General features: G+C 42.5%; 28 protein-coding genes and 1 pseudogene. 7 read left to right on the forward strand and 22 right to left on the reverse strand.

The annotated features are described in order from the left end of the window. A partial coding sequence (locus tag AB7U21_RS01510) for a metal-dependent hydrolase (RefSeq protein WP_428386615.1) occupies positions 1-563 on the reverse strand: 563 nt, incomplete at its 3' end. 93 nt (positions 564-656) lie between these two features. Here AB7U21_RS01510 and AB7U21_RS01515 point away from each other — a divergent pair. The 3 genes from AB7U21_RS01515 (at position 657) to AB7U21_RS01525 (ending at position 5390) form a co-directional block, all read left to right on the forward strand. Continuing rightward, entirely contained in the window at positions 657-1811 is a 1155-nt protein-coding gene (locus AB7U21_RS01515) for a DUF2117 family protein (RefSeq protein ID WP_428386617.1), read from the forward strand. Between the two features lie 109 nt (positions 1812-1920). Beyond that, positions 1921-2304, forward strand: a complete 384-nt coding sequence (locus tag AB7U21_RS01520; protein ID WP_015324375.1) for a transcriptional regulator — start codon at positions 1921-1923, stop codon at positions 2302-2304. A 431-nt stretch (positions 2305-2735) separates the two neighbouring features. Continuing rightward, positions 2736-5390: a PGF-pre-PGF domain-containing protein gene (locus tag AB7U21_RS01525; protein ID WP_428386619.1), complete on the forward strand. Its 2655-nt coding sequence runs from the start codon at positions 2736-2738 to the stop codon at positions 5388-5390. A 123-nt stretch (positions 5391-5513) separates the two neighbouring features. On the opposite strand, the gene AB7U21_RS01530 is transcribed toward AB7U21_RS01525, so the two are convergent. Both AB7U21_RS01530 and AB7U21_RS01535 read right to left on the reverse strand, forming a co-directional pair. Continuing rightward, entirely contained in the window at positions 5514-5756 is a 243-nt protein-coding gene (locus AB7U21_RS01530) for a hypothetical protein (protein WP_428386621.1), read from the reverse strand. After that, positions 5737-5880 (reverse strand): hypothetical protein, encoded by a 144-nt coding sequence (locus AB7U21_RS01535; RefSeq protein WP_298683230.1) that lies wholly within the window; start codon positions 5878-5880, stop codon positions 5737-5739. The genes AB7U21_RS01530 and AB7U21_RS01535 overlap by 20 nt, the downstream gene beginning before the upstream one ends. Before the next feature lie 208 nt (positions 5881-6088). Between AB7U21_RS01535 and AB7U21_RS01540 the strand changes: the two genes are divergently transcribed. After that, entirely contained in the window at positions 6089-6817 is a 729-nt protein-coding gene (locus AB7U21_RS01540) for a hypothetical protein (protein WP_428386623.1), read from the forward strand. A 2-nt stretch (positions 6818-6819) separates the two neighbouring features. On the opposite strand, the gene AB7U21_RS01545 is transcribed toward AB7U21_RS01540, so the two are convergent. Further along, positions 6820-7551, reverse strand: coding sequence for a MinD/ParA family protein (locus tag AB7U21_RS01545; RefSeq protein WP_333787192.1), 732 nt, complete (start codon positions 7549-7551; stop codon positions 6820-6822). 4 nt (positions 7552-7555) lie between these two features. After that, positions 7556-7975, reverse strand: a complete 420-nt coding sequence (locus AB7U21_RS01550) for a hypothetical protein (RefSeq protein WP_428386625.1) — start codon at positions 7973-7975, stop codon at positions 7556-7558. A gap of 152 nt (positions 7976-8127) precedes the next feature. On the opposite strand from AB7U21_RS01550, the gene AB7U21_RS01555 reads away from it, so the two are divergent. After that, positions 8128-8829 carry an RAD55 family ATPase gene (locus AB7U21_RS01555; RefSeq protein ID WP_428386627.1) on the forward strand — a complete coding sequence of 234 codons (702 nt, stop codon included), beginning with the start codon at positions 8128-8130 and terminating at the stop codon, positions 8827-8829. A 31-nt stretch (positions 8830-8860) separates the two neighbouring features. Here the strand turns inward: AB7U21_RS01555 and AB7U21_RS01560 are convergent, their stop codons facing one another. The 15 genes from AB7U21_RS01560 to AB7U21_RS01630 all read right to left on the reverse strand — a co-directional run bounded on the left by AB7U21_RS01560 (position 8861) and on the right by AB7U21_RS01630 (position 23331). Further along, the gene (locus tag AB7U21_RS01560) at positions 8861-9430 is read right to left on the reverse strand and encodes a hypothetical protein (RefSeq protein WP_428386629.1); all 570 of its coding nucleotides are present in this window, start codon (positions 9428-9430) and stop codon (positions 8861-8863) included. Between the two features lie 56 nt (positions 9431-9486). After that, the gene (locus AB7U21_RS01565) at positions 9487-10317 is read right to left on the reverse strand and encodes a GNAT family N-acetyltransferase (RefSeq protein ID WP_428386631.1); all 831 of its coding nucleotides are present in this window, start codon (positions 10315-10317) and stop codon (positions 9487-9489) included. Then, positions 10301-11977 carry a hypothetical protein gene (locus tag AB7U21_RS01570; protein ID WP_428386633.1) on the reverse strand — a complete coding sequence of 559 codons (1677 nt, stop codon included), beginning with the start codon at positions 11975-11977 and terminating at the stop codon, positions 10301-10303. The genes AB7U21_RS01565 and AB7U21_RS01570 overlap by 17 nt, the downstream gene beginning before the upstream one ends. A gap of 32 nt (positions 11978-12009) precedes the next feature. Then, positions 12010-12780 carry a hypothetical protein gene (locus AB7U21_RS01575; RefSeq protein ID WP_333787198.1) on the reverse strand — a complete coding sequence of 257 codons (771 nt, stop codon included), beginning with the start codon at positions 12778-12780 and terminating at the stop codon, positions 12010-12012. A gap of 20 nt (positions 12781-12800) precedes the next feature. Further along, positions 12801-13880 (reverse strand): RAD55 family ATPase, encoded by a 1080-nt coding sequence (locus AB7U21_RS01580; protein WP_428386635.1) that lies wholly within the window; start codon positions 13878-13880, stop codon positions 12801-12803. Next, positions 13877-14113, reverse strand: coding sequence for a hypothetical protein (locus tag AB7U21_RS01585; protein ID WP_292352315.1), 237 nt, complete (start codon positions 14111-14113; stop codon positions 13877-13879). Before AB7U21_RS01585 ends, AB7U21_RS01580 begins: the two co-directional genes overlap by 4 nt. A 114-nt stretch (positions 14114-14227) precedes the next feature. Beyond that, positions 14228-15211 (reverse strand): hypothetical protein, encoded by a 984-nt coding sequence (locus AB7U21_RS01590; RefSeq protein ID WP_428386637.1) that lies wholly within the window; start codon positions 15209-15211, stop codon positions 14228-14230. Between the two features lie 42 nt (positions 15212-15253). Further along, a complete protein-coding gene (locus tag AB7U21_RS01595; RefSeq protein ID WP_333787201.1) occupies positions 15254-15841 on the reverse strand; it encodes a hypothetical protein in 588 nt (195 codons plus the stop codon). Between the two features lie 138 nt (positions 15842-15979). Beyond that, a complete protein-coding gene (locus tag AB7U21_RS01600) occupies positions 15980-16897 on the reverse strand; it encodes a GNAT family N-acetyltransferase (RefSeq protein ID WP_428386639.1) in 918 nt (305 codons plus the stop codon). A 21-nt stretch (positions 16898-16918) separates the two neighbouring features. Further along, positions 16919-17983 carry a histone deacetylase gene (locus AB7U21_RS01605; RefSeq protein WP_333787203.1) on the reverse strand — a complete coding sequence of 355 codons (1065 nt, stop codon included), beginning with the start codon at positions 17981-17983 and terminating at the stop codon, positions 16919-16921. Between the two features lie 9 nt (positions 17984-17992). Beyond that, positions 17993-19963, reverse strand: coding sequence for a histone deacetylase family protein (locus AB7U21_RS01610; protein WP_428386642.1), 1971 nt, complete (start codon positions 19961-19963; stop codon positions 17993-17995). Between the two features lie 21 nt (positions 19964-19984). After that, a complete protein-coding gene (locus AB7U21_RS01615; protein WP_428386644.1) occupies positions 19985-20932 on the reverse strand; it encodes a hypothetical protein in 948 nt (315 codons plus the stop codon). A gap of 33 nt (positions 20933-20965) precedes the next feature. Next, positions 20966-21622, reverse strand: coding sequence for a hypothetical protein (locus AB7U21_RS01620; RefSeq protein ID WP_428386646.1), 657 nt, complete (start codon positions 21620-21622; stop codon positions 20966-20968). A gap of 87 nt (positions 21623-21709) precedes the next feature. Then, the gene (locus tag AB7U21_RS01625) at positions 21710-22492 is read right to left on the reverse strand and encodes an archaellin/type IV pilin N-terminal domain-containing protein (RefSeq protein WP_333787207.1); all 783 of its coding nucleotides are present in this window, start codon (positions 22490-22492) and stop codon (positions 21710-21712) included. A 29-nt stretch (positions 22493-22521) separates the two neighbouring features. Next, positions 22522-23331, reverse strand: a complete 810-nt coding sequence (locus tag AB7U21_RS01630; protein ID WP_428386648.1) for an archaellin/type IV pilin N-terminal domain-containing protein — start codon at positions 23329-23331, stop codon at positions 22522-22524. Between the two features lie 162 nt (positions 23332-23493). Here AB7U21_RS01630 and AB7U21_RS01635 point away from each other — a divergent pair, with 162 nt between their 5' ends. After that, positions 23494-24270 carry a hypothetical protein gene (locus AB7U21_RS01635; RefSeq protein ID WP_428386650.1) on the forward strand — a complete coding sequence of 259 codons (777 nt, stop codon included), beginning with the start codon at positions 23494-23496 and terminating at the stop codon, positions 24268-24270. Next, positions 24260-24622, forward strand: a complete 363-nt coding sequence (locus AB7U21_RS01640) for a hypothetical protein (RefSeq protein WP_333787210.1) — start codon at positions 24260-24262, stop codon at positions 24620-24622. Before AB7U21_RS01635 ends, AB7U21_RS01640 begins: the two co-directional genes overlap by 11 nt. 537 nt (positions 24623-25159) lie before the next feature. On the opposite strand, the gene AB7U21_RS01645 is transcribed toward AB7U21_RS01640, so the two are convergent. Both AB7U21_RS01645 and AB7U21_RS01650 read right to left on the reverse strand, forming a co-directional pair. Further along, positions 25160-25945, reverse strand: coding sequence for an archaellin/type IV pilin N-terminal domain-containing protein (locus tag AB7U21_RS01645; protein ID WP_428386653.1), 786 nt, complete (start codon positions 25943-25945; stop codon positions 25160-25162). Positions 25946-25978: 33 nt separating this feature from the next. Then, positions 25979-26443 (reverse strand): annotated as a pseudogene (locus AB7U21_RS01650) (archaellin/type IV pilin N-terminal domain-containing protein); the annotation flags it as partial.

Here is a 26443-nt window from a genome sequence, read left to right on the forward strand (position 1 = left end):
TGCATAGGTATTGCAATATTGGGACGGATAAAGGCCACGGCCCTGGCTGCATCTTCCGGATCCTTTGTATACCTGCCTCCTATGGGCAATAACGCCACATCCGGCCTATACACATCCCCTATAAGCCGCATATCTGTGAAAAGACCTGTATCCCCTGCATGATAGATGGAACAACCATTGACCTGCAGAATGAATCCAGCAGCTCTGCCGGCATACAACCTTAACTCTCCATGGGACACGGATGAAGAATGATTGGCATCTGTCATCACCACTAACATGTCATTGACCTTCATCTTGCCTCCTATATTCATGCCTTCGGCCATCACGTTCTGAGATTTAAGATAGTTAGCCAGTTCATGTACCGTAATAACCCTGCATCCTGTCTTTTGCGCAATCTCAATGGTATCTCCCAGATGATCATAATGACCATGGGTCACAAGTATGATGTCCGGCTCCAGGTCTTCAGGAACTAGCTTTGCTTTGGGATTACCCCTGAAAAAAGGGTCAATAAGGACATTAAAGCTAGCCCTGATCTCAAAACACGCATGACCGTGCCATATCAATTGGATCCCATACATAGAACAACAGAGCATGTAATCAGACTAATAATTTCCGTGCGGGATCGTTATTATGTAGAACCGATATTATGGAAGGTTATGAAAATAGGACTTGTGATACATGGTCCGGAGGCGGTTGATTCAGGACAGGCCCGTAAGATCATCGAGATATTAAGCACAAAAGGAAATGTTACGGCCATGATCGCAGGCACAATGGGCAAGACCGCTGTCATAGACGCACACATGGAAAATGTAATTGACATCATTAGAAGCCTCAGGCCAAGTGAATGCATAGAAGAGTGCATTGACACACAAGATGTGATCTACCTGCTAAACCATGGAAAGAACATAGAAACAGGAATGGCATTTACAGGCATGGTCATTTCTCATCTTAGGAGGAAAGATGACAAGCCCATTGTGCACATAGAAAGGCCAGGCAGTGTAGATGGTGCTGTCATCCCCTGGAACGATCTTGCCAAAGAATATGCCAAAGCCATTGCCAATGAACTTGGCCTATCTATGATCGGAACTGCAGGGAGGGAAAAGGAGACACCATTAGAAATTGATGGGGTGCGCGTTGTACGGCGCTTAACTGGAGTGTGTCCCGGAGAAAAAATACTTGTCAATGGTATAGTAGTGGGCTCTGCAATATCCTTTGATGTCAGCATTGTTGCGGAAAGCGGTTACATTACACAGATAAAAGGGGGCAAGATCAAGGAGCATGGTGTGGAAAAACTGCATAATTATGAACAACGTGCTCCTATTGACCTAACGACAGCCTGGGTGAAAAGTGGCAGGCTGCGCTCTGATAATTTTAATGCGCGCACTTTACGATCTTCTGAACTTGAACTCTTCATAGGCAACAGAGAAAAAAAGAGGTGCAGCGAAGGGATTAATGCAGTCATAATAGACCATGAGGCGGAAAAAACATTTGACATTGTACCTGGCGCAGATGTTGCCGTAACCATAGGTGATGATACCACGATCCTTGCAGCAGACATTTTATATAGGCTTGGCATACCGATCATAGGAATAACCGATGGAGATTCGGACGGAGTATCTCATCGAACGCACATATTTCCAGGTTCAACGATCATGAGATTAATACCAGATAGCGATGACGTGATCGGCAAAAAAGTACTTTCGAACGTGTTCATGGATAAAAAGAGTATGAACTTCAAAAGCTTGCAAGAGCTGAAAGATATGATCACACATCAGGCATTTGATGCCATTAAATATATAAAGGAATATTAAATATCCTGTCCTTCAAAAAGTCCGGCTATAAAAGTTTAAATATAATAATGTGCATACTATGAATTAGATCTCACAGAAGAGATACAAACATAGAATAAGGGGTTATTTTATGAAGGACTTTGAAGTAAAAATATTGGACGACACCGACTATCGGTTCATAGATGCACTGAAGAACCTGGGAATGTCAAGGAACGTTGCTACAACGCTGACATACCTTTCAAATGTAAGAGAGGCTTCATCCCAGGAGATAGAAATGAGTACAGGCCTAAGACAGCCTGAAGTAAGCGTGGCAATGAGGCAGATGCGTGAAAAGCACTGGATCAGTGTTCACAATAAGAAGGCTGTTGGAAAAGGCAGACCAACGAAGATCTATACCCTTAATGCTCCTATCGAAGAGATAATCAAGCACTATGAGGAAAAGATCATAGAAGACACGAAGACCACAATGATAGCCATCAAGAAGCTGAAGACAATAAGCAAAGGGATGGAGTGATCTCCGACCCAGGCATTTTTACTGGGACCACAATGCTGACGGTCTTCATTGAAGGACGTGTAAACAGTCTTCTTTTAGTTGTTTGCGTCCTTCCATATAGGTCTTTTAAACTACTTTTTTCATAACGTTTTTATCACACGATCATTTACTTGATATTGACTTATTTTGCCAGATACTATTCCTGCTTCTTCAACAAGTTCACTGTTTATGTACCAATATAAATACGTTTATTTTATATATTTTAAAATATAATATTTACTATGTGATTCTGTTCATATGGAGGTGCCATTATTAGATCATCTGATGTAGTTTCCAAGTCCTTAGGCACTAGCAATAAACTTTTCTTTGTTAGCCTGAAATCCTGTAAAAACATTGCTGTTGCAGTGATATTGTTTCTGACCGTTAGCGCATTTATAGCAAATGCAGACCCCATGCTTAACGATACAACGCCACCGGCGTCTGTAACGAACCTTACGGAAACTAATGTGGGTACACAATGGATCTGCTGGAACTGGACGGATCCGGATGACACGGACTTCAGTCATGTGATGGTTTACCTCAACTCAGAATTTGTCACAAATACATCCCAGAGCTTTCATAACGCAACTGGACTGACAGAAGGGACAACATATACTTTAAGCACCAGAACTGTGGACATTAACGGCACTATTAATTCTACATGGGTCAACGATTCGGCAACAACTGCCACACCGGCAGATACAACGCCACCGGCATCAGTAACAAATCTGAGGGAAAACGGGACAGGAACACAATGGATTAAATGGGAATGGACGGATCCGGATGACACGGACTTCAGTCATGTGATGATATATATTGATTCAGTGTTCATAGCGAACACGACGCATAACTTCTATAACCGCACAGGTCTGGACCACGGAACAGCATATTACATAGGGATCAGGACCGTAGACGATAGCGGCAACATTAATTCTACATGGGTCAACGATTCAGCGACAACTACATTACCTGCAGATACAACGCCACCGGCATCAGTAACTGACCTGAGGGAAAACGGGACAGGAACACAATGGATTAAATGGGAATGGACGGATCCGGATGACACAGACTTCAGTCATGTGATGATATATATTGATTCAGTGTTCCTAACGAACACAACGCATAACTTCTATAACCTGACTGGCCTGAACCAGGGAACAGCATATGACATAGGGATCAGGACCGTAGACGATAGCAACAACATCAATTCTACATGGGTCAACGATTCGGCAACAACTGCCACACCGGCAGATACAACGCCACCGGCATCAGTAACAAATCTGAGGGAAAACGGGACAGGAACACAATGGATAAAATGGGAATGGACGGATCCGGATGACACGGACTTCAGTCATGTGATGATATATATTGATTCAGTGTTCGTAACGAACACGACGCATAACTTCTATAACCACACAGGTCTGAACCACGGAACAACATATGACATAGGAATCAGGACCGTAGACGATAGCGGCAACATTAATTCTACATGGGTCAACGATTCGGGGACAACTACATCACCGGCAGATACAACGCCACCGGCATCAGTAACTGACCTGAGGGAAAACGGGACAGGAACACAATGGATAAAATGGGAATGGACGGATCCGGATGACACGGACTTCAGTCATGTGATGATATATATTGATTCAGTGTTCGTAACGAACACGACGCATAACTTCTATAACCGCACAGACCTGGACCACGGAACAGCATATGACATAGGGATCAGGACCGTAGACGATAGCGGCAACATTAATTCAACGTGGGTCAACGATTCGGCAACAACTACATCACCGGCAGATACAACGCCACCGGCATCAGTAACAAATCTGAGGGAAACAGGGACAGGAACACAATGGATTAAATGGGAATGGACGGATCCGGATGACGAGGACTTCAGTCACGTAATGGTTTACCTCAACTCAGTATTTATCACAAATACATCTCAAAGTTTTTATAACGCAACTGGTCTGACAGAAGGAACAACATATACCATAAGCATCAGAACAGTGGACACTAACGGTAACATCGGTCCATCATCGATGAGCGATCTGGCTATTACAGCGATGCTGCCTGAGATTACCAGTTTTTCTGGAACTAATATCACTAAAACTTCGATCACTCTGATATGGGAAGCTTCCGGGAACACTAATAGGGTGCAGATAACTCGCAATGGTGCGGCTATTGCTAATGTGAGTGGCCCATCCTCCTACATAGACAGCGGTCTAAGCAGTGGTACGACCTATACCTATACCCTGATCCCATATAATGAAGATGGACTGGCAGGTAATTCAGTAAGCGATAGCTTTACAACCATATCCAGCAGCAGTGGTGGCGGAGGAAGTAGCAGAAGCAGCAGTGGAGGAGGCGGGGGAGCAGCCTCTGTTGAGGACTTCTCAAACCTTGCATTGAAAGAAATTGACAGCAAATACCTAAGAATGAATGCCAATGTGGTATATGAATTCACAGCCGAGAACAATCCAATACGATCCATCAGCTTATATTCACTTAAGAATTCCGGAGAGATCACATCCACTATAGAAGTGCTAAACAGCCGCTCAAAGCTGGTCGATACCACCCCTGAAAAGCTCATCTATAAATATATCAATATCTGGGTAGGTAAGGCTGGCTTTGCCACAACGAGCAATATAAGAAATGCTGTTATAAAATTTAAGGTAAGTACTTCGTGGATCAGACAGATGGATGTCAGTCCCGAAAATATAAGGCTGCTGAGATATAATGGAACATCATGGGAAGTATTGCCCACTTATGTGGAAAGCAATGACACGGAATATATAACATTCAGATCTCAGACACCCGGTTTTTCACCTTTTGCAATCACTGCTGAAAAAGCAATAGCTTCACCAGTAACCGATGAAAAGGCAGTTATTACACCAGTAACCGGTGATACAGATATCGTTCAAACAGAACAGAATACGGGAAATGCAGATGATGAACAGATACAAACAGAGAGCTCCAATACGGTATGGATATTTTTCCTGGCCATCCTCCTGATAGGAGTGTATGCAGTGGGATCTGAATATATCAAAAAGGAGGATAATTGATTATATCTGAACCGTTTAAAAGGATACATAAAGTATACTCGTCATATCAAGAAAAAAAACGATAATCGATCTGTGTCGAAAAAATAATTGGATTGACCCTCTCGCGAGGACAAACAATCCAATTTACCCTTTTGATGTTATTTTCAGAATGGATAGGTTGCCTGGACTGGCAACCCCATCAGACGGGACTAGTTCCCCATCCTTTAACAGAAGTACTGTTTCCTGATTGATCCTGAGTTCCCTGAGCACATCCTCGTATTTAGTTCCGCTAAGAAATGCCATGGTTTTTGGCGGTTCTTCTGACGGTTCCACAGATATACGAAGAGATACCGTAGAAGAGATGTGCTCACTCCTCGAAATCTTCACCGCCTGGAAATTCTACCAGCTCTTCTTTGAGCTCTGAGAGGTTATCTTGTATTAGCTTGGATTCCAATTCCTCATTTTTCTTTTCGCCCTTTCTTTCGTTATTTCGCTTTAGGAATTTTGACATACAATGCCACCTCAATTTACATCTGCTACTATCACTATTAACCTTTTCGCAATGAATACTTTATTATATGCTGGACGGCACATAGGGAATTATAGATGAAAAGATCAAACAGTAAAATATAATAACTACATAAGCATACGCCTGAAAGCATACGAAAAAGGAGTATGCGCGAAACTGTGGCTGACATCAACTATAATGTAGGGAAAATATGACGGGGATTACAGATGAAAATGCGGCAACAGACCTCTTTGATCTGATAGACGGTCATTCTGTACTTTTCGCATATGGCAGTCAGACCAGGATGTCCGAACTGGCATACTGCATCATTTCATCCCTTCTGGAAACTACTGGTGTACCAATGTCTATGATCTTGTTTACGGAAAAAGGTCATGAAGCATGGGAAGAATTCAGATGCAACCAGAATTGGAATACAGGACTGGCACCAACATATGACACCTCTCTCAAATATTCTGTAGGTGGTGTCACTTGCACAGACATGACAGAATTATTGATGAACATTGAATCTGAAATAGAAGCAAGACAGTTAACATTCCTTGAAGACCTGGCATTTCTACGATGGCGCCATAATAAGATCCCTTTTATGCGTTTTCTTGACTTGCTTTCCGCCCGCGTGAGGGATAAGCAAGGAACAATGATATGCACCGTCGCCCTTAATATGTTCGACACAGAAACGGAGAAACTTCTGCATACTGTATTTGACACCGTTCTTTTTGTAACAGAAGATGCTATCCAATTAGGGCCAAAAAAGAGTAAGGAAGATATACAGTATAATCTGAAGAACGGCAGACTTATTTTAAAGCCTGCTGTAAGCACCGATCTGAAAAAGATAAAGGAAATATTCAGTCTTAGCACAGAGGAGAAAAAAGAATTGGACAAGATCGTCCATGAACATATTGAAGAATTTAGAAGATCATAGCATCAAGGTACCAACAACCTCGTTGCAATGGTACGCAGCTGTTGGCAATAATCACAATCCTTTTCCTCTACTACCACCAGTTTCCTTGACCATGTACGTGCCACTGTATCGTCAAAGGTAAGTGAACCGAGAAGTGAAGTCCCCAGTTTTTTGCTGAACTCTGCCACTATTCCATTGATCTCATCTGATTTATCTCTGGGGGTCCTGTTAAAAAGCAGGTTAGCTTTAGTACCGAGCTTTGAAGACATATTGGACAGAATATAAGTCCCTCTTATGTCCTGTATATCTATGGTAGAAACAATAGTGGCCCTGTCAGCTATATTCATAGTGAGCAAGCTGGATTTGTTAATACCGGGGCTGCAATCGAACAGGACATGGTCCACCTGTAACTGCCTCTTCAGAAACTTAATGATCTCAAGCATTTTATCTTTAGCCTCGCCTGGAGAATTGAACATTGAAGTTATATCCTCCTCGCAGGCTTTGGACGGAATAATATATAGGTCCATGTTTTTATAAGGTTTATATATTATCTCAGATATCTTGCATTCATCCCGCAGAAAATCCACCAGTGTAGCTGAGAAATGAACATCAAAGAGAGAATGCAGACCCGGACCGTTCACGTCTGTATCAATGATACATATCTTCTGCCCTTGTTGAGCAAGATGGACACCCAGATTGCTCACAAAGGTTGTTTTTCCTGTACCACCTTTATATGAATGGAAGCTCAACAACATTTTTTCACCCCAGGAGCTGATCTAGCTTGCTCTCGATCTCTTCCACTGCTGAGATACATTCATGCCTCTCTCCATCTAATTTCTTTTTCAATGAATAGAAGATCTTCTTACCTTTTCTGTCTCTCTTTAACCATCCAGACCTATAGAGTTCATTGAGGTATTTGTTCTCTATAGACCTATGACGACCCGTGATCTCACTAACTTCATCCGCAGTACATGAAACCAGACTGGATACTGCAAAAAGTGACTTGCGGATAGAATCAGGAACTGTAAGGAACAAAGCCATTTTATCATCTATAGGGGGAGAAGATCTCATTTCGACTTCTGCAACTCTTGACTCCAACAGCTTTAAACGATCATCAAGATCGTTCAGCAAAGCAATAATATTAATATCAAATTCTGGTACAGGCATGATGATCAACATTTAATGGATTTGAACGGGTTCTGCATTGTAAATATGATGTGAACATTGGAAATATATACTGCTCTTGCACAGCTGCAACAAAGCACATAAACATTTATTTCGATAAATATATAACTATCTAAACACCACAGATATTATAATAAGGTGGCCACATGCTATCTCCCACATACATACCAAATCTGGATGCTATACTTCATGGTGGTCTTATGCAAGGATCAAGTATGTTGATAGCAGGCCCCACTGGAAGCGGGCGCACCCTTACATGCTTACAGTCGTTGTTCACAGCTGCAAAAGCCGGAGAGAAATGTATTTATATCACAGTACTGTCCGAACCTCCGGATAAATTAGTGCGCATCTCACAGAACTACTCCTTCTTTGATGATGAACCATTGAAATGCGGCAAGCTAAAATTCCTTGAACTGGATAGAGAGATACTTGCAAAGGGAGATTATGCAACCCTCAAGTACTTTCATACCCTTGCCCATGATAATCCCAACAGGGTGGTCATTGACCCTGCAACAGTGTTACTATGCATTTCACCATCCTTTGAGGACGGAAGAGAATTGCTTCCTTTAGAAAAAAGATCTTTCTTTGTGAATTTGCTCCGAGCTTTTGCAGCCTCGGATACGCTGCTTATGATGACAGGGGATCTAACAGGAGGAGAGATCAACACCAGTATCCTGAGCCATCTTTCCGATGCGGTGATCGAACTGGGAAGCCATGATCAAAAAGATAATGATGAACGGCGATACGTCAAAATAATAAAATCCAGAGGAAGAGATTTTGTTGCAGGGAAACATGATCTCAAAATATCATTGGATGGATTTACCACTACATCCTATGATCCACCCTGATATTGGGACTGTTCCACCTGCGTATCCATTCTCAGACATCTTTCAGCTCATGCTGGGTATGTTTCCGAACGATGTTCAAAAGCCTTATGCGCGCTATACCGATCTCCTGATCGTTAACTGAAGTTGAGAGTGTTTCAAGCAGTTTGTCCACCAGCAAGATGTAATCTCTCTCTGTACCTGCATCCCTTAGTTGCTGAATAGCGCCTTCAGAAACTTCGCTGGTCCATTGTTTGTCAGAATAGTACGTCTTTTTATCGAGTTCAAGTTTCCTGCGTGCTACTTCATTATTGACACGTACGAAGATGAGCTCAACGGTATGGGAATCTCCCACAAATTCATTCATGAATTGCATAATATCCATGATCACAGCAAAATATGGGATCTCAGGATCTTCACTCTGCTTAAATGCCTGAGCTACCTCCTGCCGTAACTTCTTTTTTGTGCTTTGGAGCAAATGGTCTGTGATCTGGTCAATAGCATCAGAGCAATCTGCAGCAGATATGGATTGTTCGGTATATTGCACTTTCATAGGAGGCACATGATATTTATTGTATAATGTAAGCAGTTGTCTGCGCAGTTTCTGAGAATCTATGTTTGCCACATTATCCTCCATAATAATTATATACTGAAAGACTAAGAATCAAAGCACACCATTTTTTAAGCATTACATCCAGCGCATCTCCGCAATTCATTAAGCAGACGGTTCATTTCCTTTTCCATAACACCGGATAACATACCATCACACTCCCCAAGCAAGGTATCAAACCTTTTGATATCATTACAGGGTATTACTTTACCCATATTAAGACGGAATTTTAGTGATTCATAAAGATCGATCAACTCAGGATATACAATCCTTGGATATCTGGTTGCTATCTCATGCCATAAAGCAACAGCTCTGGGATATGCCAGCATCAGATACCCTTCGTACTTTTGCCTGGAATTGCCAATGGGATCCGTAACCTCTGTAAAACCAAGCTTTTTACTGAAAAAGCTTGCAGCTTCAGGATTGTCTGGAATTGTGAGAACATTACCCTTAAGATAGTATACAGCTGTTGAGAACAAGACTCTGCCAATTCCGCAGTTACGGAAAGAAGAATGAACTTCCATACTACGCAACAGGAATAAAGAAGGACTGACAACATTCATCTTGCCCTTTATCTCTTTTTCAGTCTGCTCCTCCAGTTTCTCAAATCTTGCAAATCCTATGAGCTTATCATTTCCGGCTATGGACACAAATAGGAAATGACCTGATTCAATGGATCTCTTGAGTAAGAATGTATACGGCATTCCAAACTTCTGATGAAAATAGATGAAACCCTCCCTGTCAACAGCACCTACATCGATATTAAGAGTATCAACTGCCTCAGATGACATGAGAAGAGCATAAGAGATATCCCCTGCCTGGTGTATTTTCTCCATTTCCTGCATTTGCACGATCCCCACGAGATATGTTGTATAGGGCCACTTTTTATCCTTTGTTCGCACTGTAGTAAAGGTACCTTCCTTTTCTGTGCGAAGTGATCGAACCCGAAGATAAAGCCTCATCCAATATCTGCATTAACTCTTTTTCATCCATTTTCACATCAGAGGATATCAGAGATCTATGAAGTTGTTTCAATGTCGATGGACCAGCATCTGCCAGGGTGCTTACAACTACTCCTGAGAACTCATGCAAGTCATCCAGTTCATCCAGGTCAATAAACATATCACATTCATGAGAATCAGGTCTATCTTCATGGATAACAACTTCCTCAATATCACCCAGATCTATGTACATCACATCTTCCTGCATGTCCGAACGTAGGTTTTGAAGTTGCTCCTGCAATGAAGCCACTTCTCTGGAAACACTTTCAATACCATGAACATCCGAGAATACAGAATCTACCCGCGAGTATAGTTCTGATACCATCAATGATGTTTGCTCTCTCAGATCATTCAAAGATGCAGCGAGAGCTGCAATTTCAGGCGGTGATGGTACAGCCTGGGAAATTTCAGAGGAAATCGAGAGAATTTCCTGAGCCACTACCTTGTTGTCTGAACCTGATTCGATCAATTCGAGCTGTGAGCGAATAGTTTCCAGATTGCCATTTAGTTTCTTGAAAAGACGCGTATGCAAGTTTACGGCGTTCGAAAGGCCCGAGATCTGGTCCTTTATATTGATAATATCGTCTGATTTGGCCTTGATCTCCTCAAGTTGCTGGTTCTGTAGCTGGGCCACGAATCCCATGTTCTCAGAAACATTGTTCAATTCCTGTAAATATTTGTTCACAAGGCATTCCAGATCCTTAAGACGATGATTATGCTCAGCTATTTTCTCAACTGAATATTCTCTGCTACCTGTTTCTACAAATGACCGGAAATCCTGGGATTCATAGTTTGGCACATATTCTACCATTCTTTTAAATATTTCTACATAGGTGCCATGGATCTGTTTTGTCGAAACCAATCGGGACTGTATGGCCTGTGAAAGCTCTTTTACAATAAAGGTTCCCTCTTCGAACCGGAAGAAATCCACCCCTGCACTGAACCCGCGAACATTATCCCTGATAGAATTAACGATATCTTCTGCTTCACTGTCGCCATATATATTTAACATTGCTCCGTAAAGGTCATTCAATGTTTTTGAATAGGTGATCTGGAGCACATCCGGGGGGACTTTGGCAGCGTTGAGGGACTGGCTACTGAGGGCGTCCTCTTCCCGTGCCACCCTGCTTAGTTTTTTGTGGAATGAATCGAATTCTTTTCTCAATTTAGATAGTTCTCTGTTCGAAGCCAGAGAGGAGATCTCATCTTTCAATGCATTCAAAGAGCCAGAACTCTGCAAAAGACCTTCATCTATCTTTAGCTGGACTGCAGAGAACCTATCTTCAAAATAAGCAAGTTTTTGCTGAATAAGCTGAAAAGCTGCATCGTCATAAATGATCAGGGGTTTATCTTCAGATGGTTGTTCAGCAACCTTTTGGGATAAATTGTCATCAACATTTGACCCAGGCACATCTGCCTCTGCCAAAGAAGAAGATGAAAGAGAAAAATCTGTGACCTCTGCCTGGATATCAGGCTTATTTCCTGTGATGTCGGTCTCGCATGACTCGATGCAACATGAGCCATCTTCCAGCTTGTTTTTCAGATCAGTAACTTTTACCATACATCCACATCCGTTTTTATCCACATCCGTTTTTATACAAAGGACTCAAGCTTACGCTTGATGTCAGGTATCCACTCGGCCATACAAACATCAGCAATGTAATCGCCATGTAGCGGACGTATCTGGTCATTGATAACCATTTCCAGTAGCAATGGCCATAATTTTTCCGTCATCCATTTAGGAGAAGAGGCAATTTCATTAAAAGCCATAGCAAGAACCTGATCAACTTCTCCGCGTCCCATAACACCTGTTATCTTCTTTTTGATGTCGCTAAGTATCTCCATATTCTTTTTATATTCAGAAGACTGCGTGTACATTTCATTGAATACGCATTTAGCAAGTTCCTTTAGTTCTCTGGAAACATCTTCCGGGTATTTGGAGAGCTGAGCCTCTGTCATAGGCTTTTGCTCGAAAAGGTGCTGCATGACGTCCCTTGTGATCTCTATTTTTCGCATGTTCTGAGAGAGGTCTATCTTCTTAGTGAACAATGAGATCAGCAATGCGCCTCTTCCCACAGATGAGAAGATCACAGTGCCGAAATCATATTCGATCACTGATTGCTGCAAACCCATGGAGAGCTGCTGACTTATATGCAACAAGTTGCTGGTAATGAGATTTGTCAGTTCGAATATCTTAGGGCCAATACTGTCTGGGATATACGAAGCATATATCTTTCCATCGACTCCCGCAAACAGCAATATATCCACATCGCTTGTTTCGTAGGTCCTCTTCAACTGGGATACCAGTGCGAACTTTAGCAGAGATACGTCCTCAAGGTCCTCTTTTGTTTTTTTCACTGCCATCGGCACCACACCAGATATGCTTATTTCACAAGCTCTTCAAGTTCCTTAAGCTCCTCGATATCAATAAGACCTTCAGTCTTCTGTTTTGGAACAACGGACATCTGCTCTTGACCAACAAGTGTCTTTTCAACATCTGCAAGGAAAGCAGATTGCTCGCCTGCATGCTCGGCTATGTACTGAGCTTCCTGTTTACGTTTTGCAACATCCTCTTTTCTAATGGAACCGGTAAGTCCCTGGGATTCAAAGAATATCTGGAGAGTTTCTTTGGGTGAGAAGGAATATGCCCAGTTCTTCTTCACATACTCTATGCGTTCAAGCAGGCTTTCAGAAGCACCGAGGTCAGCTGCCGTCCTGATCGCTTTGTCGAACATATCATCATATTTATTTGCATCTTCAGCTGAAACAAGAGGAGTGGTCCTTACAACAACACCTATTCCACGGACAAAGATATATGGATAAACCTCTTCCCCGTGTCTTGTAGCACGCATTTTAATGATCTCAAGAGCCCGGTTAAAAGCGCCGCCGATAGGCCTGTAGGAAAGATGGACAGCACCGTCGGACATATAGATAGGTATAAGCACATCCTCACCTACCGTTTCTCCCGGAGATGCATGTTCTTCAGTAGTTATAAGCACCGGGCCAAGCTGCTTCAATGTATCGAACAGTTTCGTGATGATATCCCTCTGTTCCTGCTTATCCTGAATGGCCCAGATAAGTGGAGTAAGGGGGTCAATGACCACACGTGTCTTTACAGCATAATCCTTATTAGCTTCCACAAGTGCCGGCAACTGTTCATCGACCAGTTTAACAAAGTCCTTTCCTTTAGAGTGGAAGAAGAAAAGTTCTTTGTTATAGTATCTATCTAAATTGAAACCAAGCATGCGGGCTTCCCTGAGGATCTGTTCCGCTGGCTCTTCCATGCTAACATAAAGAGCATTTTCCCCATGTTCAAGACCGTAAGCAAGATACTGCATTGCAAAAGTGGATTTGCCGGTACCACTTGAGCCTACAATGAGTAGTGTGCTCTTATCCCGCACACCACCTTCTATTACCCTGTCCAGGCCAGCTATACCTGTGGGGATCCTGATCTCTTCGCTCATAACAGTCCCTCCAGCTTAGGATCATTTTCAATATCCAAGCTACGATTTATCTGACCGTTCTCCACAGAGAGTATAAGCGACTCATTTACCTCGAAAGGATAACCCAATTCAATGTAAATGACCTCAACCGAAGATCCGCATATCAACATAAGATCAGTTACTTTGACCCAACCGGAATCTACCTTACGTACAACATCCTTGAGAAAAATATCATTAGATCTTGTATCGACCATCAGGCATTCTCCTCTATAATGAGAACTGTCAGTAATGACACGTACCATCTCTCCGGTAAATCGACAGATAAGGTCACATTTATCATTTCGTGATTCACAAACCATGTTCAAGCCTCAGTTTTGTTTTTTCATCTTCGCTATGAGCTCAGCAAAGCTTCCTGCATTCTTTGCTTCATCCTTGATCTTCGATACCTGTTCCTGAACCGAGGGAGTGGGAGGAACAGGTGATGATGGCGAGACAGACGATGCAGACGGCATAGAAGGAGCCTGAGGCACCGCTGGAGCAGGGGACGGCACAGACTGTACTTTTGAAGCCATTTCCCCAAAAGCAGCGCCAAAAGCACCATGCTTGGAAATAATGGATCTGAGCTCCTCTGCTGTCTTCCATGGGGGATCGAATATTTTTTCTTTTACCGGCATACTGCCTGCAAATTGCATGTAAGCTTCACCGATGTCAGAAAGTTTTCCGCGATCAAGAAGTTTATAGATAGTAAGTATCTCCACCCTGCTGACAAGCTCAGGCTGTTCCATAGCCTGAGGTCTTTTCCCGGAGAGGATCAATCTGTCATTATCATCAAGGAGGATCTGATAAGCAGAAATAGGCTGCAATGATACCTTGAACTTGCAAACTGCCCCACTGTCTTTTACACATTCTGTTTCCTCGACCATACATTCCAGCTCTAGCTCCTCTTTGAAGAACCTGTGCAAAGCATCCGTGGTAGCTACACACACTTTCTGGTTATGGAGGGCGGGATAGATGTTACAAACAGGACAGCCTGGAACTGCGAACACATAATGCATAGGCGCATATCCTACAAGCTGCATGTCCCCCAGACCCACTTCCTTGAACAAGCGCATCATAAAACCATACAAAGGTGTGGACCTGATCGATTCAATGGTATGCGCACGCAGGAAAACACGAGTATCTTTCCAGGGTACTTTTGAGATCGGGAATCTGGTGCTGATAGTTTCCTGTATCTTCAACATGGTACCAAACGCACCAAGAGACTGAGCAAAACTGCCACCTGAAGCCATGGGCGGAGGACCACCTGCCTGTGAGGTCATAAAAGGGGGCAAGCCTGGAGGCATATCACTCATATCAGAACCCTCCTGCTAAAGAAAATATCTTAGAGATAACCATTACATCAGCTCCTTGATCTTTGTCATACCCTCTTGTGTCAGTTTTCCCATTGTATCACAGAGTCCCTGATCCCTGAGGTTCTTAAAACTGCCAGCAAGAGTTTCATTATCCGTCCCTATAAGGAAGGAAAGTTTCATCATATCATTGATCCCTGTGTAGAGCATATAGAGTAGTTTCTTGTCAATATCAGAAAGGGACTGAGACCTCGGAGGAGTGCCACACATTGGCTGGAGATAAGCTTTCAAAGTGTTAATTACTGCTTCATTACCTCCCAACAGCGCCACTGATGATGCATATGATTCAGCACTAACACTGGAAGGCTGCAGGTAGTCGATGATCAGCACATGGTTCGTACCTATGCCACGCTGCGCTTTCAGCCTAATGGTATTTGGAACCTCTCTTCCCACCATAGTGATATTCTTGAGCGGAATAGTGGACCAGCCTTTCCCTTCCGAGAACCAGAGATTAAGGTTAGTGAGATAAAGTACTCCTTTCTCCCAGTTATCAGAGTAAAGGGAAGTTCCCATAATGACAGCCTTGAAGATGTAATTAAGATCTACTTTTGCAATACCTTGCTCCTGTGCCATATTTTCCCTACATGCATTTAGTATTAAATTATAATAATATAATATATAGTATTGCCCTAATAAAATAGTTTCTATTCGTTTGCCGGTTAGTGAGGCAAATTAAAACGTGAAAAAGAAAAAAACAGAAAGGTAAAGATATCACTTATTTTTTAAGAAATATCTTTCATTTCCGCATGCAGTGCATATAAAAAGAAAACCTGGAGAACTGCCTGACACAGCATACTTATGTGTCATGTATTCACCACAACTGCACGGGCTCATCATTTTATGTTCCTTCAAAAATTCTCTGTTCTTAGAAGCAGTTGTATCTGGAGCAAACTGATCAATAGGACTGCAACCGGAAGAGGAAGATCGTACACTATGAACATCAGCTTCTGTCCTGGATCCAGTTTTTAATAGATCATGCTCCACAGTATCTCTGACCGCCGTACTGTCCTTTGAAGTCATTATTTCAGGATACTGAATAGGAATTGAAGTAAATGCAGGTCTGAATACATCTTTTATATAAAGGTCTTTCTGGCTTTCTAATATTCCTCCTTTGTTAATTTTGAGTTCAGCAGAAATACTCTTTGATTCATGACCTTCGGGAAGGAAAAGATAGCCAGGATAGCTACTAAGATCCACCGGGCAATTTTTAGTCGGCTCCTGGAAACCCAGAGACAGGAAAAAAGCCTTTGCTATAGAGTTTACCGGCTTGGTCAGCATATGTCCCGGACAGGTCTTGAAACTTAGCAAAAATAAGGCTTTGCCGATACCTTTACGTGAGACAGAAGGAGACACTTCGATACCTCGCAGCACGTGGACAGACCGTCCATCCTTGGCATTCTGATTCCATCTTTCTGTCATTACCCAGCCTACGATAGTGACATCGTCTATTCCAACTATAAGGGTCACTGATTGTCTTTTGAGCCAACTGCTAAAGTTACCCATGTAGTCGCTCATGCCCAGATGTTTATTGAAATAATCGAAACTGCCTATCTTAAGCTTATCAAGTTCATATGGGTATTTCAGTTTGAAGAACCTCAGTCCACCATCATAGCAAGCAAGATCTATCATATAAGCACCAAATTGGATATGTTAAATTTCCCAGTAAGATGACATCAAATTCTTAAGTTCATTTAGCTTGTTCTCAAATATGCGTCTGCAGGAGCTCTGGCGGGAAGCCAGTAAATGCATTTGATCAACCTCATCTTTAGTATACCTGTTACCTGCCAATGCCTGCAATACCACATCCGCCAGCAGGCCAATGTCATCGTGATAACCACCCTCCAGCAGTGCAATGGTATGCCACCTGCTGCAAATACTATAAACTATACCATAATAGCCATCCACCGTCAGGTTCAGCTTAGCAAGCTTTTCTTTGTAATAAGAATCAAAACCACATTCCAGGATAACTACATCCGGATCGAACTGCGTAAGTACCTTAAGGCCGATCTCCTCAAAGAAAATATAATATTCAGAGTTTCCTGCCTCTGGTGGCATTTCCATGTTCAATGTGTACCCCACGGCTGGCGTAAAGCCCATTTCCCGAATAAAACCCTTGAACGGATAAAAATCTGATGGGGTCTGGTGTACAGAAATACAAAGGACAGATGGATCTGCATTGAATATCTCCTGAGTACCATCTGAAGCATGGGCATCTATATTGACAATAGCGATCTTTGAACAGGAGTGGATCTGCTGCAGGTACCTTGCAAGGATCGCAGCATTATTGAAAACACAGAATCCACTGTGCTTATTGGTATAAGCATGATGACCTGGGGGTCTTATCATAGCAAAAGCATGGTCACATTCCCCTGTTGCAACAGCTTTACCTGCTTCAAGTACGGACCCCACAGCCTGCAACAAGACCTCTATAGACCCTTCACACAGGTAGGTATCATTACCAAGCCATCCAGCACCATTTAGCGAACGCTGTTGTACAAAAGAAAAATAATCCGTTGTATGCACACGCAGAATATCCTTAACAGAAGCACTTACAGGACTCAGAACTTTACAGTTGTTATTTTCAAGTACTTTGTTATCTCTGAAATGCTGCATGATCCTTTGTAACCTTGCAGGGCTTTCCGGACTTGGAAAACCTTTCAGCATATAATCATGAAGCTCGTGATTAGTATTGAATATGACACCTGTGCTACGCATTCTACCTCTTTATTGGTCCTGAATTCCTAACATTCCTTTAACATACGATATCTTTTTTTCTGTTTCGTTCATGACCAATTTTTGCTGATTCCGTTCATATTCCGTAGTTTTAAGAGTATCAGCTATAGGATCAGGTAGTCCAAGCAATGAATTGATGACCACATGAGTAAGATGCCCATTGAACTTGTGATAGCCTCCTTCCATTACCAGCACAAAGTTCCCATTCATGACAGACATGATCTTCTTTGCCATCATGTGATAACCTGCAGAAGTAAGATTCAGCTTTATGTGCTGTTCCTTGTAATAGGCATCGAACCCGCAGCTGCATATTACAAAATCCGGTGAGAAACTATGCAAAAGAGGGATCACAAGCTCATCAAAAACAAAAGCATATTCTTCATCTCCTGCCCCCACTGGCATTTCCACATTGACCGTGTAACCTACACCTGGCCCTTCTCCTGTCTGAGAACTGAAACCTCTGCGAGGATAGAAATCATGTGGGTCACGATGCAAGGACACCAACATAACTGTGGGGTCATTGTAGAATATTTCCATAGTGCCATCGCCGGCATGAGCGTCCCAGTCAATTATCATTATCTTTGAAACACCCTTTTTCTTCTGCAGATAACGAGCTAAAACAGCTACGTTGTTAAAAATGCAGAATCCCCTGTACTTATCCACGCCTGCGTGGTGACCCGGGGGCCTTATCATCACCATGGCTGCAGAGTATCTTCCTGAAGACACAAGTTCTCCGGCCTGTATGGCTGATCCCACGGCAAGTCCTGCAACTTCAAATGTATTGGATGTCATGTAGGTACTGTCACCCAGAAAACCCCCACCTGAAAGGGTGTATGATCTGACGAACTTGACATACTCATCGGAATGGACCAGTAAAAGGTCCTGGTCTGAAGCAGGATATTTACCTGTGATAAGATCACACCTTTCACCGAAAACACCACTACGCTGCAGATAATCCATGGCTCTTGTAAGACGCTCGGGACGTTCCATGTCCTGCACATTAGTATTTTTAGGCAAATGTGCAACATGGGCTTCGGAATAGAGCACAGCCACTTTTGCAGGTAGATCATTTTCAACGCTCTGAGCCTTTTTGACTTGAGCATCAAAAGAAGATTGCTTTATATTCCCATTCATTTGCTGTTGAGGAATATGCTTTTCAGCCGCTGCCAGGCGCATAGTTGCAGTCCGTGGAAGCTCTTTCTTCTTCATTTCGGACGCAATTGAATCCAGCTTATCCATAATGCTTACAATGTCCTCGGTCAAGGGAGGCTTGTTACCCACGTCCCTGGCAATGCCCTTTGTGATCTTATCTGAGGTCTGTGTTTGTTTCTCTCTGTCCGGAACTGATGTTTCTGTTCCTTTCCAATTTTGGACAAGAACGGCACTTTCTTGGTCCTTATCTGGAATAGACTTAATTGCATCTTCTTTCTTTTTCAATATTGTATTCGATTTTGGATCGATCGCTGATCGTCCAGCTGGCTCACGAACAATTGTACTTGTATTTGTAACTGGATGGGATGGAGGAAGGGGAGCTTGTGCAGGAACATCCGGCTGCACCAGAGGCTTGGGACCTTCCAGCTTTAATTCGCATGATTCATACGACACTTCCTCAAAACTGGTGGAGGCCAATTCGTTCAGTTTATTATGCCATTCCTGCCCAAGATCTGTTTCTACAGACATAACAGATGATCGTTGCTCCTGTTGATCGGTCACGGCATCATTTACAGATGAATTAGCACAGTTCTTGAGATCAGCACAAACGACAGTATCCTCTGTACTTCCTTTTTCTGGTGAGATGATGATCTCTTCCACAACAGACCTTAGAGAGACATCAGCCTGATCTTTGACCATACTTCCTAAGCTATCGTTAAAACGTAATGCTATCAGCTTGTTAAGTTTTGACATAGCGTCCTTTGCACCATATCCTTTTTCCAGACCACCAGTTACATCTTCCTTGACCATAATGCCTCCATATAGCAGCATTCATTGAACCGGGACCCATACCGTATCCAAAGTTCCGGCATATTTAGTACCCAGGTACTCAAACACGATAGTGGGCTCTTCCAACCCAAGCCATCCTTGCATCTTGGGTACAAATGTCCAGCTTTGTTTCACTGCCTGGCCAGCAGGTATGGAGCCGAAGAAAAGAGCGATATCTTTGATATCCACAGTATTAGGGAATCTTGCTTTTACAGCGAAGTTCTCGTATGGCTGCTGAGAGAAATTCTTTACCCATACATCAATAGTTGTCTTCCCACCTGCCACAACTTGTTGTGAAGGAACGATCCTGATGAACTGGACAAGAGATTCCTTCGGCATGGGAGTAGCATTGCTGGTATCCACGGTCCTGCTACCATTCTTGTGTTTTTGTTTTTCCTTCTGGTTGAGATATATACCAGAACCGAAAAGCACTACCGAAAATATACTTATGGGTACAGCGTTCTCTGTAATAGGATCAATAGGAGTCTCTGGAACCTCTATGCTCACAAGATCATCTTCAGAGAGTTCAAGGGGACCAGAGAAAGTGACCCTGATTATGATCCATCCAAGTTCTGTGTACTGAAGCTTGAAGTATACAGGAAGAAGAGTTCTTTCGATCTCGTTACCATCTTCATCGAGTTTTGCCACTGTGCATTCCGCCGTAGCAACCGCAACATTGTCAGTGTGCTCTTGTGAAGTGATCACCACTTCTATAAGACCACCTGGAGAGAATTTCTTGTTCTTGAAGGTCATTTCTATGCTGGCAGGGACAAGAAAATCCTTGCCTTCATACATACTGAAAGCCAGATCACAGTCATCTGCATTCACAGCTTCCAGGAACTCAATGATCGTAGTGTTCACTGCATCTGAAGGTTCCTGGCTTGAACAGCCACTTACGTAGATGGAAAAAATGAAAATGCACAATATGAGGAATAAGTTTGGATATCTCATTTAACTCATATTATAATAATACAAATATATTATTTAACGCTTTCTTCTCATATAAATAACAAAAATGACCAGAAGCAATTCAATACCTATCAGAAGAGGCAGAACATATCCGCGTTCATAAAAATGGGGATTTCGGAACTCTACAGTAGTGGCATATTCAAATGTAGATCTGTTACCCACCATAAAGCTGCGTATGCCACTTCTACCTTCCAGTTCTACCGGATCATCCTTCACTATTGTGACATTGTCCAGTCCATCATTAGAAACAAGTATTGTGCCTTCAGGCAGGCTTATGCTCATCCTCTCTATGAGAGGGTGGCCAATGATCCACAAAGAATGATCACCTGCCCCAAGCTCAGGAGTAATGCCATATTTAATGGCCGTATTAACATAAAGAGGGTCCTGGGTGACATTTCCTGTAGCATTGTACAAATTAAGAGAGATGGAATCCATGTACAAGGTTACATTACCATCATTCACCTTAACATATTCCATGAACTGTGAACTTCTTGACGCAAGATATGATTCTTTAAAAGAAGCGATCTCAAGTTCAGTCACCTGAGAATCGTTATCAACGTCCAGGGATAGTCTGAATTCACGTGCATCACTTAAATTGTATGTTTCAAATATGGTCAATGTAAGACCATCTTTTTCCAGTTGCACATCATTCTCATAAACGGCTTCTGCCATTGCCTGAGAAACTAAAAGTAGCAATACTATAAAGAGAATCGATCCTTTCGGGATATTAACACCTCTGATAAAAAAGGTGATATCACCTTAGGGATATAATTGTATGGTTTCCCTGGTGCCGTAGGAAGAAGGAGTAACAAAATCTACACTTGTTACTGTTCCAGCTTCCGGAGTAAAGACCAAGTTCACCGTTGTTCTTGGTCCGATATCAAGAGTTGAATCTTTCTGGGAACCGCTCGTAGTTACAGGGCCAACGGTCGTATATTCAAGGTCGCCACCTGAAACTGTTGACACATAGATCGTCACGAGATCTCCAGTGTTCATAATAGGAGAGCCTTGCGAAAAGGACACGTCCTCATCACGGATCTTGGACACAGTGAAAAAGTACGCTGCATTGTCTCCCGGAGAAGCCTGGGTAGAGGTCAGCAATTTTTCCAGATTAGTATCTGCGCTTGCACTGCTTGAAAAATCACTCATCGCAGTTCCATATGACTTTTCGTTGTTACCATATATAAGATCATTATTGTTGGCTCCGTCTGAGATGGAAATAACCATCTGGTTGAGATCGACAGGAGAACTGCCGACATTAAGTCCAACTTTCATCTTAAGGAGAGAGATGTTCTCAGCCATGGATGTTGAACTATTCTTAGCCCGTATACCTTCGATACTTTTTACCACCAGATTGGACGAAACTTCCTGAGTTGCCTGTTTTCCGGTAGACTGTGCCATTTGTTGTAACACACCGGAAGTTTGTATGAGCACAGAGGCAGCAACTGCAGCTATAAGTACCATGGCTATGAAAATGATAAGAGTACCAATGCCTATCTGGGCACTGGTATTATCTCTTAAAGAGGATCTTTCTCTGGCCATTGTATTGCCTCTTTTTGCTCACTGCCTGATCATGGATACAGCTGCACTGTTTCCTTAACACCATATGACGAAGGTGTCACGAAATCAGCATTTGTCACTACACCAGATTCCGGTGTCAGGATGATATTGACAACAGTCCTTGGCACCAGGTTAAGGCCGGATGGTTTAAGGACTCCTGAAGTAGACGTGGTACTCACATAGTCATACCCAGCTGAAGCTGCAGCTGATGAAGTTGTTGCTATGTATACGTTTATAAGATCACCAGTGTTCATCACTGGATTAGCCTGAGAGAAAGAGGCGTCTTCATCCCTTATCCGATCTACGGTAAAGTAATGGTCGGCGTTGTTAAAAGTGCTGCTTGCCGTAGTATTAGCTGTAATTAACTTCTGAAGATTTGTGGCTGCACTATCACCAAAACTATCCATTGCTCCATCTGACGCACCTACAGTTGCATATGACTTTGAGTTGCCTGCATACACTAGGTTATTGGCAGTGGTACCATCAGTAATAGAGATAACTACCTGGTTTACATCCACTGAGGCACTACCTACATTCAGACCAACTTTCAGCCTTAAAAGGTCAATAGTTGATGACAGAACTACGGCACTATCCTTTGCGCGTACGCCTTCAATGTTCTTCACTATAAGATTGGAAGATACTTCCTGGGTTGCCTGTTTACCTGTTGACTGCGCCTTCTGCTGCAGAGTGCCTGATGTCTGAATAAGCACGGCTGCTGCCACGGCAGCAACCAGCACCATTGCAATGAAGATGATCAGCGTGCCAATGCCTACCTGGGCGCCGGTATCTTTCTTCATTAAGAGTATTTTATTTGCTTTCATCTACAATCCTCTAATAAGATTATTTGGTAGATTTTTTATATAAAAATAATAGTATATATAATATGTGGTTGAGAATCTCAAACTAAAAACTTCAAATTGCTTCTTGCGTAACAAATATATATAAAGTATAAAATATAATTATTTGCTTAACTGGGGATGTAAATGACAGCAGGATTAATACTCAATGCAACTATATGTTTTGCAATAACTGTTTCTTCATTTGCTTTTGCATGGGTGCTTGCAAGCAGTGAGGATAAACATAATGACAAAAGCAAGCCTGCTCTGTGGGCTCTTGTAATTCTCTGGTCACTGGTGGCCTTAACATATCTCCCTACTACCATTCGTATGGTAGCAGCGGTTACAGGTCATCCGTCCCTTGACCTGATCATGTATAACCTTGCAGCTGTGCCTTTTTCAATGGTCACTGTTCCCTTGGTGTTCTTTATACTATATGTGATAACGGGTGACCAGAAGATAAGTGGTTATATTTCTTTCCTGTTCATACTTTTCGGGGCGACATACCTGGCTTTGCTTTACTCCAACGGGGTCATTGGACCCACTATCACCGGATATTCCTCAATGTTCAGCATCAACAGTGACATTGCCATTAATATATATCTTGTTGGACTTTTTGTCATTCCCACAGCAATGATACTGGGAATGATGCTGTTGATATTCCTGCAGCGTATGCCCCGCCGCCTGAGATATAGAACTGCTCTTCCCCTGGTGGCGATCTCCTTTGTCTTTGATTTCATGCTTACGGATATGATAACAAACCTGGATGTCATGCAAATGGCAGCAAGGATCTTTGTTCTTATTGGCACCGTTCTGGCATTCCTCGCTTACTTCCCTCCCTCAACATTGCAAAGAACACTCGGCATAAAAAAATTCCAGCATGAGAGATATGAAGAAGAAGAGGAGGATGAAAATGACTTCTGAGATCGATGTCGAGATGGAACAAAAAGTTGCTGATTTCTATCAGTCCCTTGGTATAAACCAAGGTCCAGGAGACATCCAGTACAGGCTCATTCTGCTTGTCCTGAACAAGAATGAAGGGGAAGTCACTGAGTTTGCTGATATAAGGGAATATACTGACCGCTTTGCTGACAAAGGAAGTATTGGAAGCAAAATGAAAACGGTCTTTCAGCTCGAGGGATTGGTCGAGAAGGTTAAAAGAGGAGGATATACCATCACTGATAAAGGGATCATAGCTGCCAATTTCCTCAAAGATACCACTGATTTTTATAAGAAGACAAAACGTATGGGAGATATTATCGAGAGAATGCCCTGAAGCACCTTCCAGTGCTTTATCAATGATCAGGATATCGACCCGCAGCTATCACTTATTCTTCCGCCTAAAAGCATTGTTTTAGAACTATGGACCAAAGGTCCCGGGTCTTAACTGAAATGTCACGAAGATAGCATATACGTCAACCACATTATGCCCTACAGATCAGATAGGCTTTATTTATTCATCACTTAAAGTAAGGAATTACCTATATTCTTGATTAAGTCCATAAAATGCGCGCCTAAAGATTTCACCTTTATTCTTATTTGCTTTACGATCCTTGTTCATGCAATTCTTCTTACATGTGGATGCTGTGACGCACCTCGCTTTACAATTAAGATAAGGCTTGTATTTTCTTCTTTGCTTTAATTAAAGAGGTTATGAATGATCAAGAGAAGCAAGGAAACGCAATAAGTGAAATAGTGTTGACCCAAAAACGATCTTAAAGCGCAAAGAGATCAATTTAGAAAGAAAATAAATACAATACCAATATTTAAGAAAATACCCGAATAAAAAAAATGAAAGGTGAGAATACTCACCTTATGGATACAGAACAACCGTTTCCTTGGTACCATAGGAAGAAGGTGTTACGAAGTCAGCATTTGTCACTACACCTGATTCGGGCGTGAGCACAATACTGATAGTTGTTCTGGGTCCTACTTCCAGCCCTGAATCTTTCTGGGCCTTATTTACATTAGTAGTACCAATGTGGTTAAAAGTCGTGTCTCCTGAACATACGGTTGAAACATAGAAAATAGCCAGGTCACCTGTGTTCATTACCGGCTTTCCCTGAGTGAAAGACCCATCTTCATCACGGACCTTGTCTACTGTGTAGTAATATTTCGCATTTGCGCCTGGTGTAGCCTGTGTGCCTGTAAGCAGATCAAGCAGATTGTCAGCTGCGGTTGCTGAAGCATTGAAATCCTTCATGGCATATCCATATGTCTTATCATTGTTGGCATAGATCAGGTTATTTGTGCCAGTACCATCAGTGATAGAAATGACCACCTGGTTGACATCCACCGAAGAACTGCCAACATTAAGGCCTACCTTTAACTTGAGCAGAGAAATATTGCCTGCAAGATCGGCAGCAGAATTCTTAGCCCTGATACCGTCTATGCCTTTCACGATCAGGTTGGAAGAAACTTCCTGAGTGGCCTCCTTACCCGTGGATTGGGCTTTCTGCTGCAGTGTACCAGATGTCTGGATGAGCACAGCAGCAGCCACCGCGGCCACAAGTACCATGGCAATGAAAATGATAAGGGTACCAATACCCACCTGAGCACTACTGTTTCTATATAAATTACATTTTCTGTTAGATTTCATAAGATCGCCTCCTTTAACAAATTACTGAAGATTTTATGGATAAAGCTGTACAGCCTCTTTCACACCGTATGATGAAGGCGTCACGAAATCTGCGTTCGTTACTACACCTGATTCCGGAGTGAGAATGATGTTAACAACGCTTCTTGGCACCAGGTTAAGGCCCGAATCCTTAAGACCTGCTGAAGTATCGATGGTACTTACAAGGTTATAGCCAGTTGCGGTGGAGGAAGTTGTGGCAATATATACGTTGATAAGATCACCAGTGTTCATCACAGGGTTAGACTGGGAGAAAGACGCATCTTCATCACGTATACGCTCTACTGTAAAATAGTGATCACAGTTGCTAAACGTGGTGATTGCAGTAGTTTGCTTTGTAAGAAGAGTTTGAAGATTAGTTGCAGCACTGGAAGAGTTAAAATTGTCCATTTCCCCATCTGATGCACCGATGTTTGCATAGGATTTACGATTGCCTGCATATACGAGGTTATTGGCAGTGGT

The organism is Methanomethylovorans sp. (assembly GCF_050177135.1).
GTDB lineage: Archaea > Halobacteriota > Methanosarcinia > Methanosarcinales > Methanosarcinaceae > Methanomethylovorans.

Bases quoted from the DNA above. Each gene is read 5' to 3' on its own strand.
- AB7U21_RS01515 (WP_428386617.1), top strand. From the start codon at position 657: ATGAAAATAGGACTTGTGATACATGGTCCGGAGGCGGTTGATTCAGGA.
- AB7U21_RS01520 (WP_015324375.1), top strand. From the start codon at position 1,921: ATGAAGGACTTTGAAGTAAAAATATTGGACGACACCGACTATCGGTTC.
- AB7U21_RS01525 (WP_428386619.1), top strand. From the start codon at position 2,736: ATGCTTAACGATACAACGCCACCGGCGTCTGTAACGAACCTTACGGAA.
- AB7U21_RS01535 (WP_298683230.1), bottom strand. From the start codon at position 5,880: ATGTCAAAATTCCTAAAGCGAAATAACGAAAGAAAGGGCGAAAAGAAA.
- AB7U21_RS01540 (WP_428386623.1), top strand. From the start codon at position 6,089: ATGACGGGGATTACAGATGAAAATGCGGCAACAGACCTCTTTGATCTG.
- AB7U21_RS01545 (WP_333787192.1), bottom strand. From the start codon at position 7,551: ATGTTGTTGAGCTTCCATTCATATAAAGGTGGTACAGGAAAAACAACC.
- AB7U21_RS01550 (WP_428386625.1), bottom strand. From the start codon at position 7,975: ATGTTGATCATCATGCCTGTACCAGAATTTGATATTAATATTATTGCT.
- AB7U21_RS01555 (WP_428386627.1), top strand. From the start codon at position 8,128: ATGCTATCTCCCACATACATACCAAATCTGGATGCTATACTTCATGGT.
- AB7U21_RS01570 (WP_428386633.1), bottom strand. From the start codon at position 11,977: ATGGTAAAAGTTACTGATCTGAAAAACAAGCTGGAAGATGGCTCATGT.
- AB7U21_RS01575 (WP_333787198.1), bottom strand. From the start codon at position 12,780: ATGGCAGTGAAAAAAACAAAAGAGGACCTTGAGGACGTATCTCTGCTA.
- AB7U21_RS01580 (WP_428386635.1), bottom strand. From the start codon at position 13,880: ATGAGCGAAGAGATCAGGATCCCCACAGGTATAGCTGGCCTGGACAGG.
- AB7U21_RS01585 (WP_292352315.1), bottom strand. From the start codon at position 14,113: ATGGTCGATACAAGATCTAATGATATTTTTCTCAAGGATGTTGTACGT.
- AB7U21_RS01590 (WP_428386637.1), bottom strand. From the start codon at position 15,211: ATGAGTGATATGCCTCCAGGCTTGCCCCCTTTTATGACCTCACAGGCA.
- AB7U21_RS01595 (WP_333787201.1), bottom strand. From the start codon at position 15,841: ATGGCACAGGAGCAAGGTATTGCAAAAGTAGATCTTAATTACATCTTC.
- AB7U21_RS01600 (WP_428386639.1), bottom strand. From the start codon at position 16,897: ATGATAGATCTTGCTTGCTATGATGGTGGACTGAGGTTCTTCAAACTG.
- AB7U21_RS01605 (WP_333787203.1), bottom strand. From the start codon at position 17,983: ATGCGTAGCACAGGTGTCATATTCAATACTAATCACGAGCTTCATGAT.
- AB7U21_RS01610 (WP_428386642.1), bottom strand. From the start codon at position 19,963: ATGGTCAAGGAAGATGTAACTGGTGGTCTGGAAAAAGGATATGGTGCA.
- AB7U21_RS01615 (WP_428386644.1), bottom strand. From the start codon at position 20,932: ATGAGATATCCAAACTTATTCCTCATATTGTGCATTTTCATTTTTTCC.
- AB7U21_RS01620 (WP_428386646.1), bottom strand. From the start codon at position 21,622: ATGGCAGAAGCCGTTTATGAGAATGATGTGCAACTGGAAAAAGATGGT.
- AB7U21_RS01625 (WP_333787207.1), bottom strand. From the start codon at position 22,492: ATGGCCAGAGAAAGATCCTCTTTAAGAGATAATACCAGTGCCCAGATA.
- AB7U21_RS01630 (WP_428386648.1), bottom strand. From the start codon at position 23,331: ATGAAAGCAAATAAAATACTCTTAATGAAGAAAGATACCGGCGCCCAG.
- AB7U21_RS01635 (WP_428386650.1), top strand. From the start codon at position 23,494: ATGACAGCAGGATTAATACTCAATGCAACTATATGTTTTGCAATAACT.
- AB7U21_RS01640 (WP_333787210.1), top strand. From the start codon at position 24,260: ATGACTTCTGAGATCGATGTCGAGATGGAACAAAAAGTTGCTGATTTC.
- AB7U21_RS01645 (WP_428386653.1), bottom strand. From the start codon at position 25,945: ATGAAATCTAACAGAAAATGTAATTTATATAGAAACAGTAGTGCTCAG.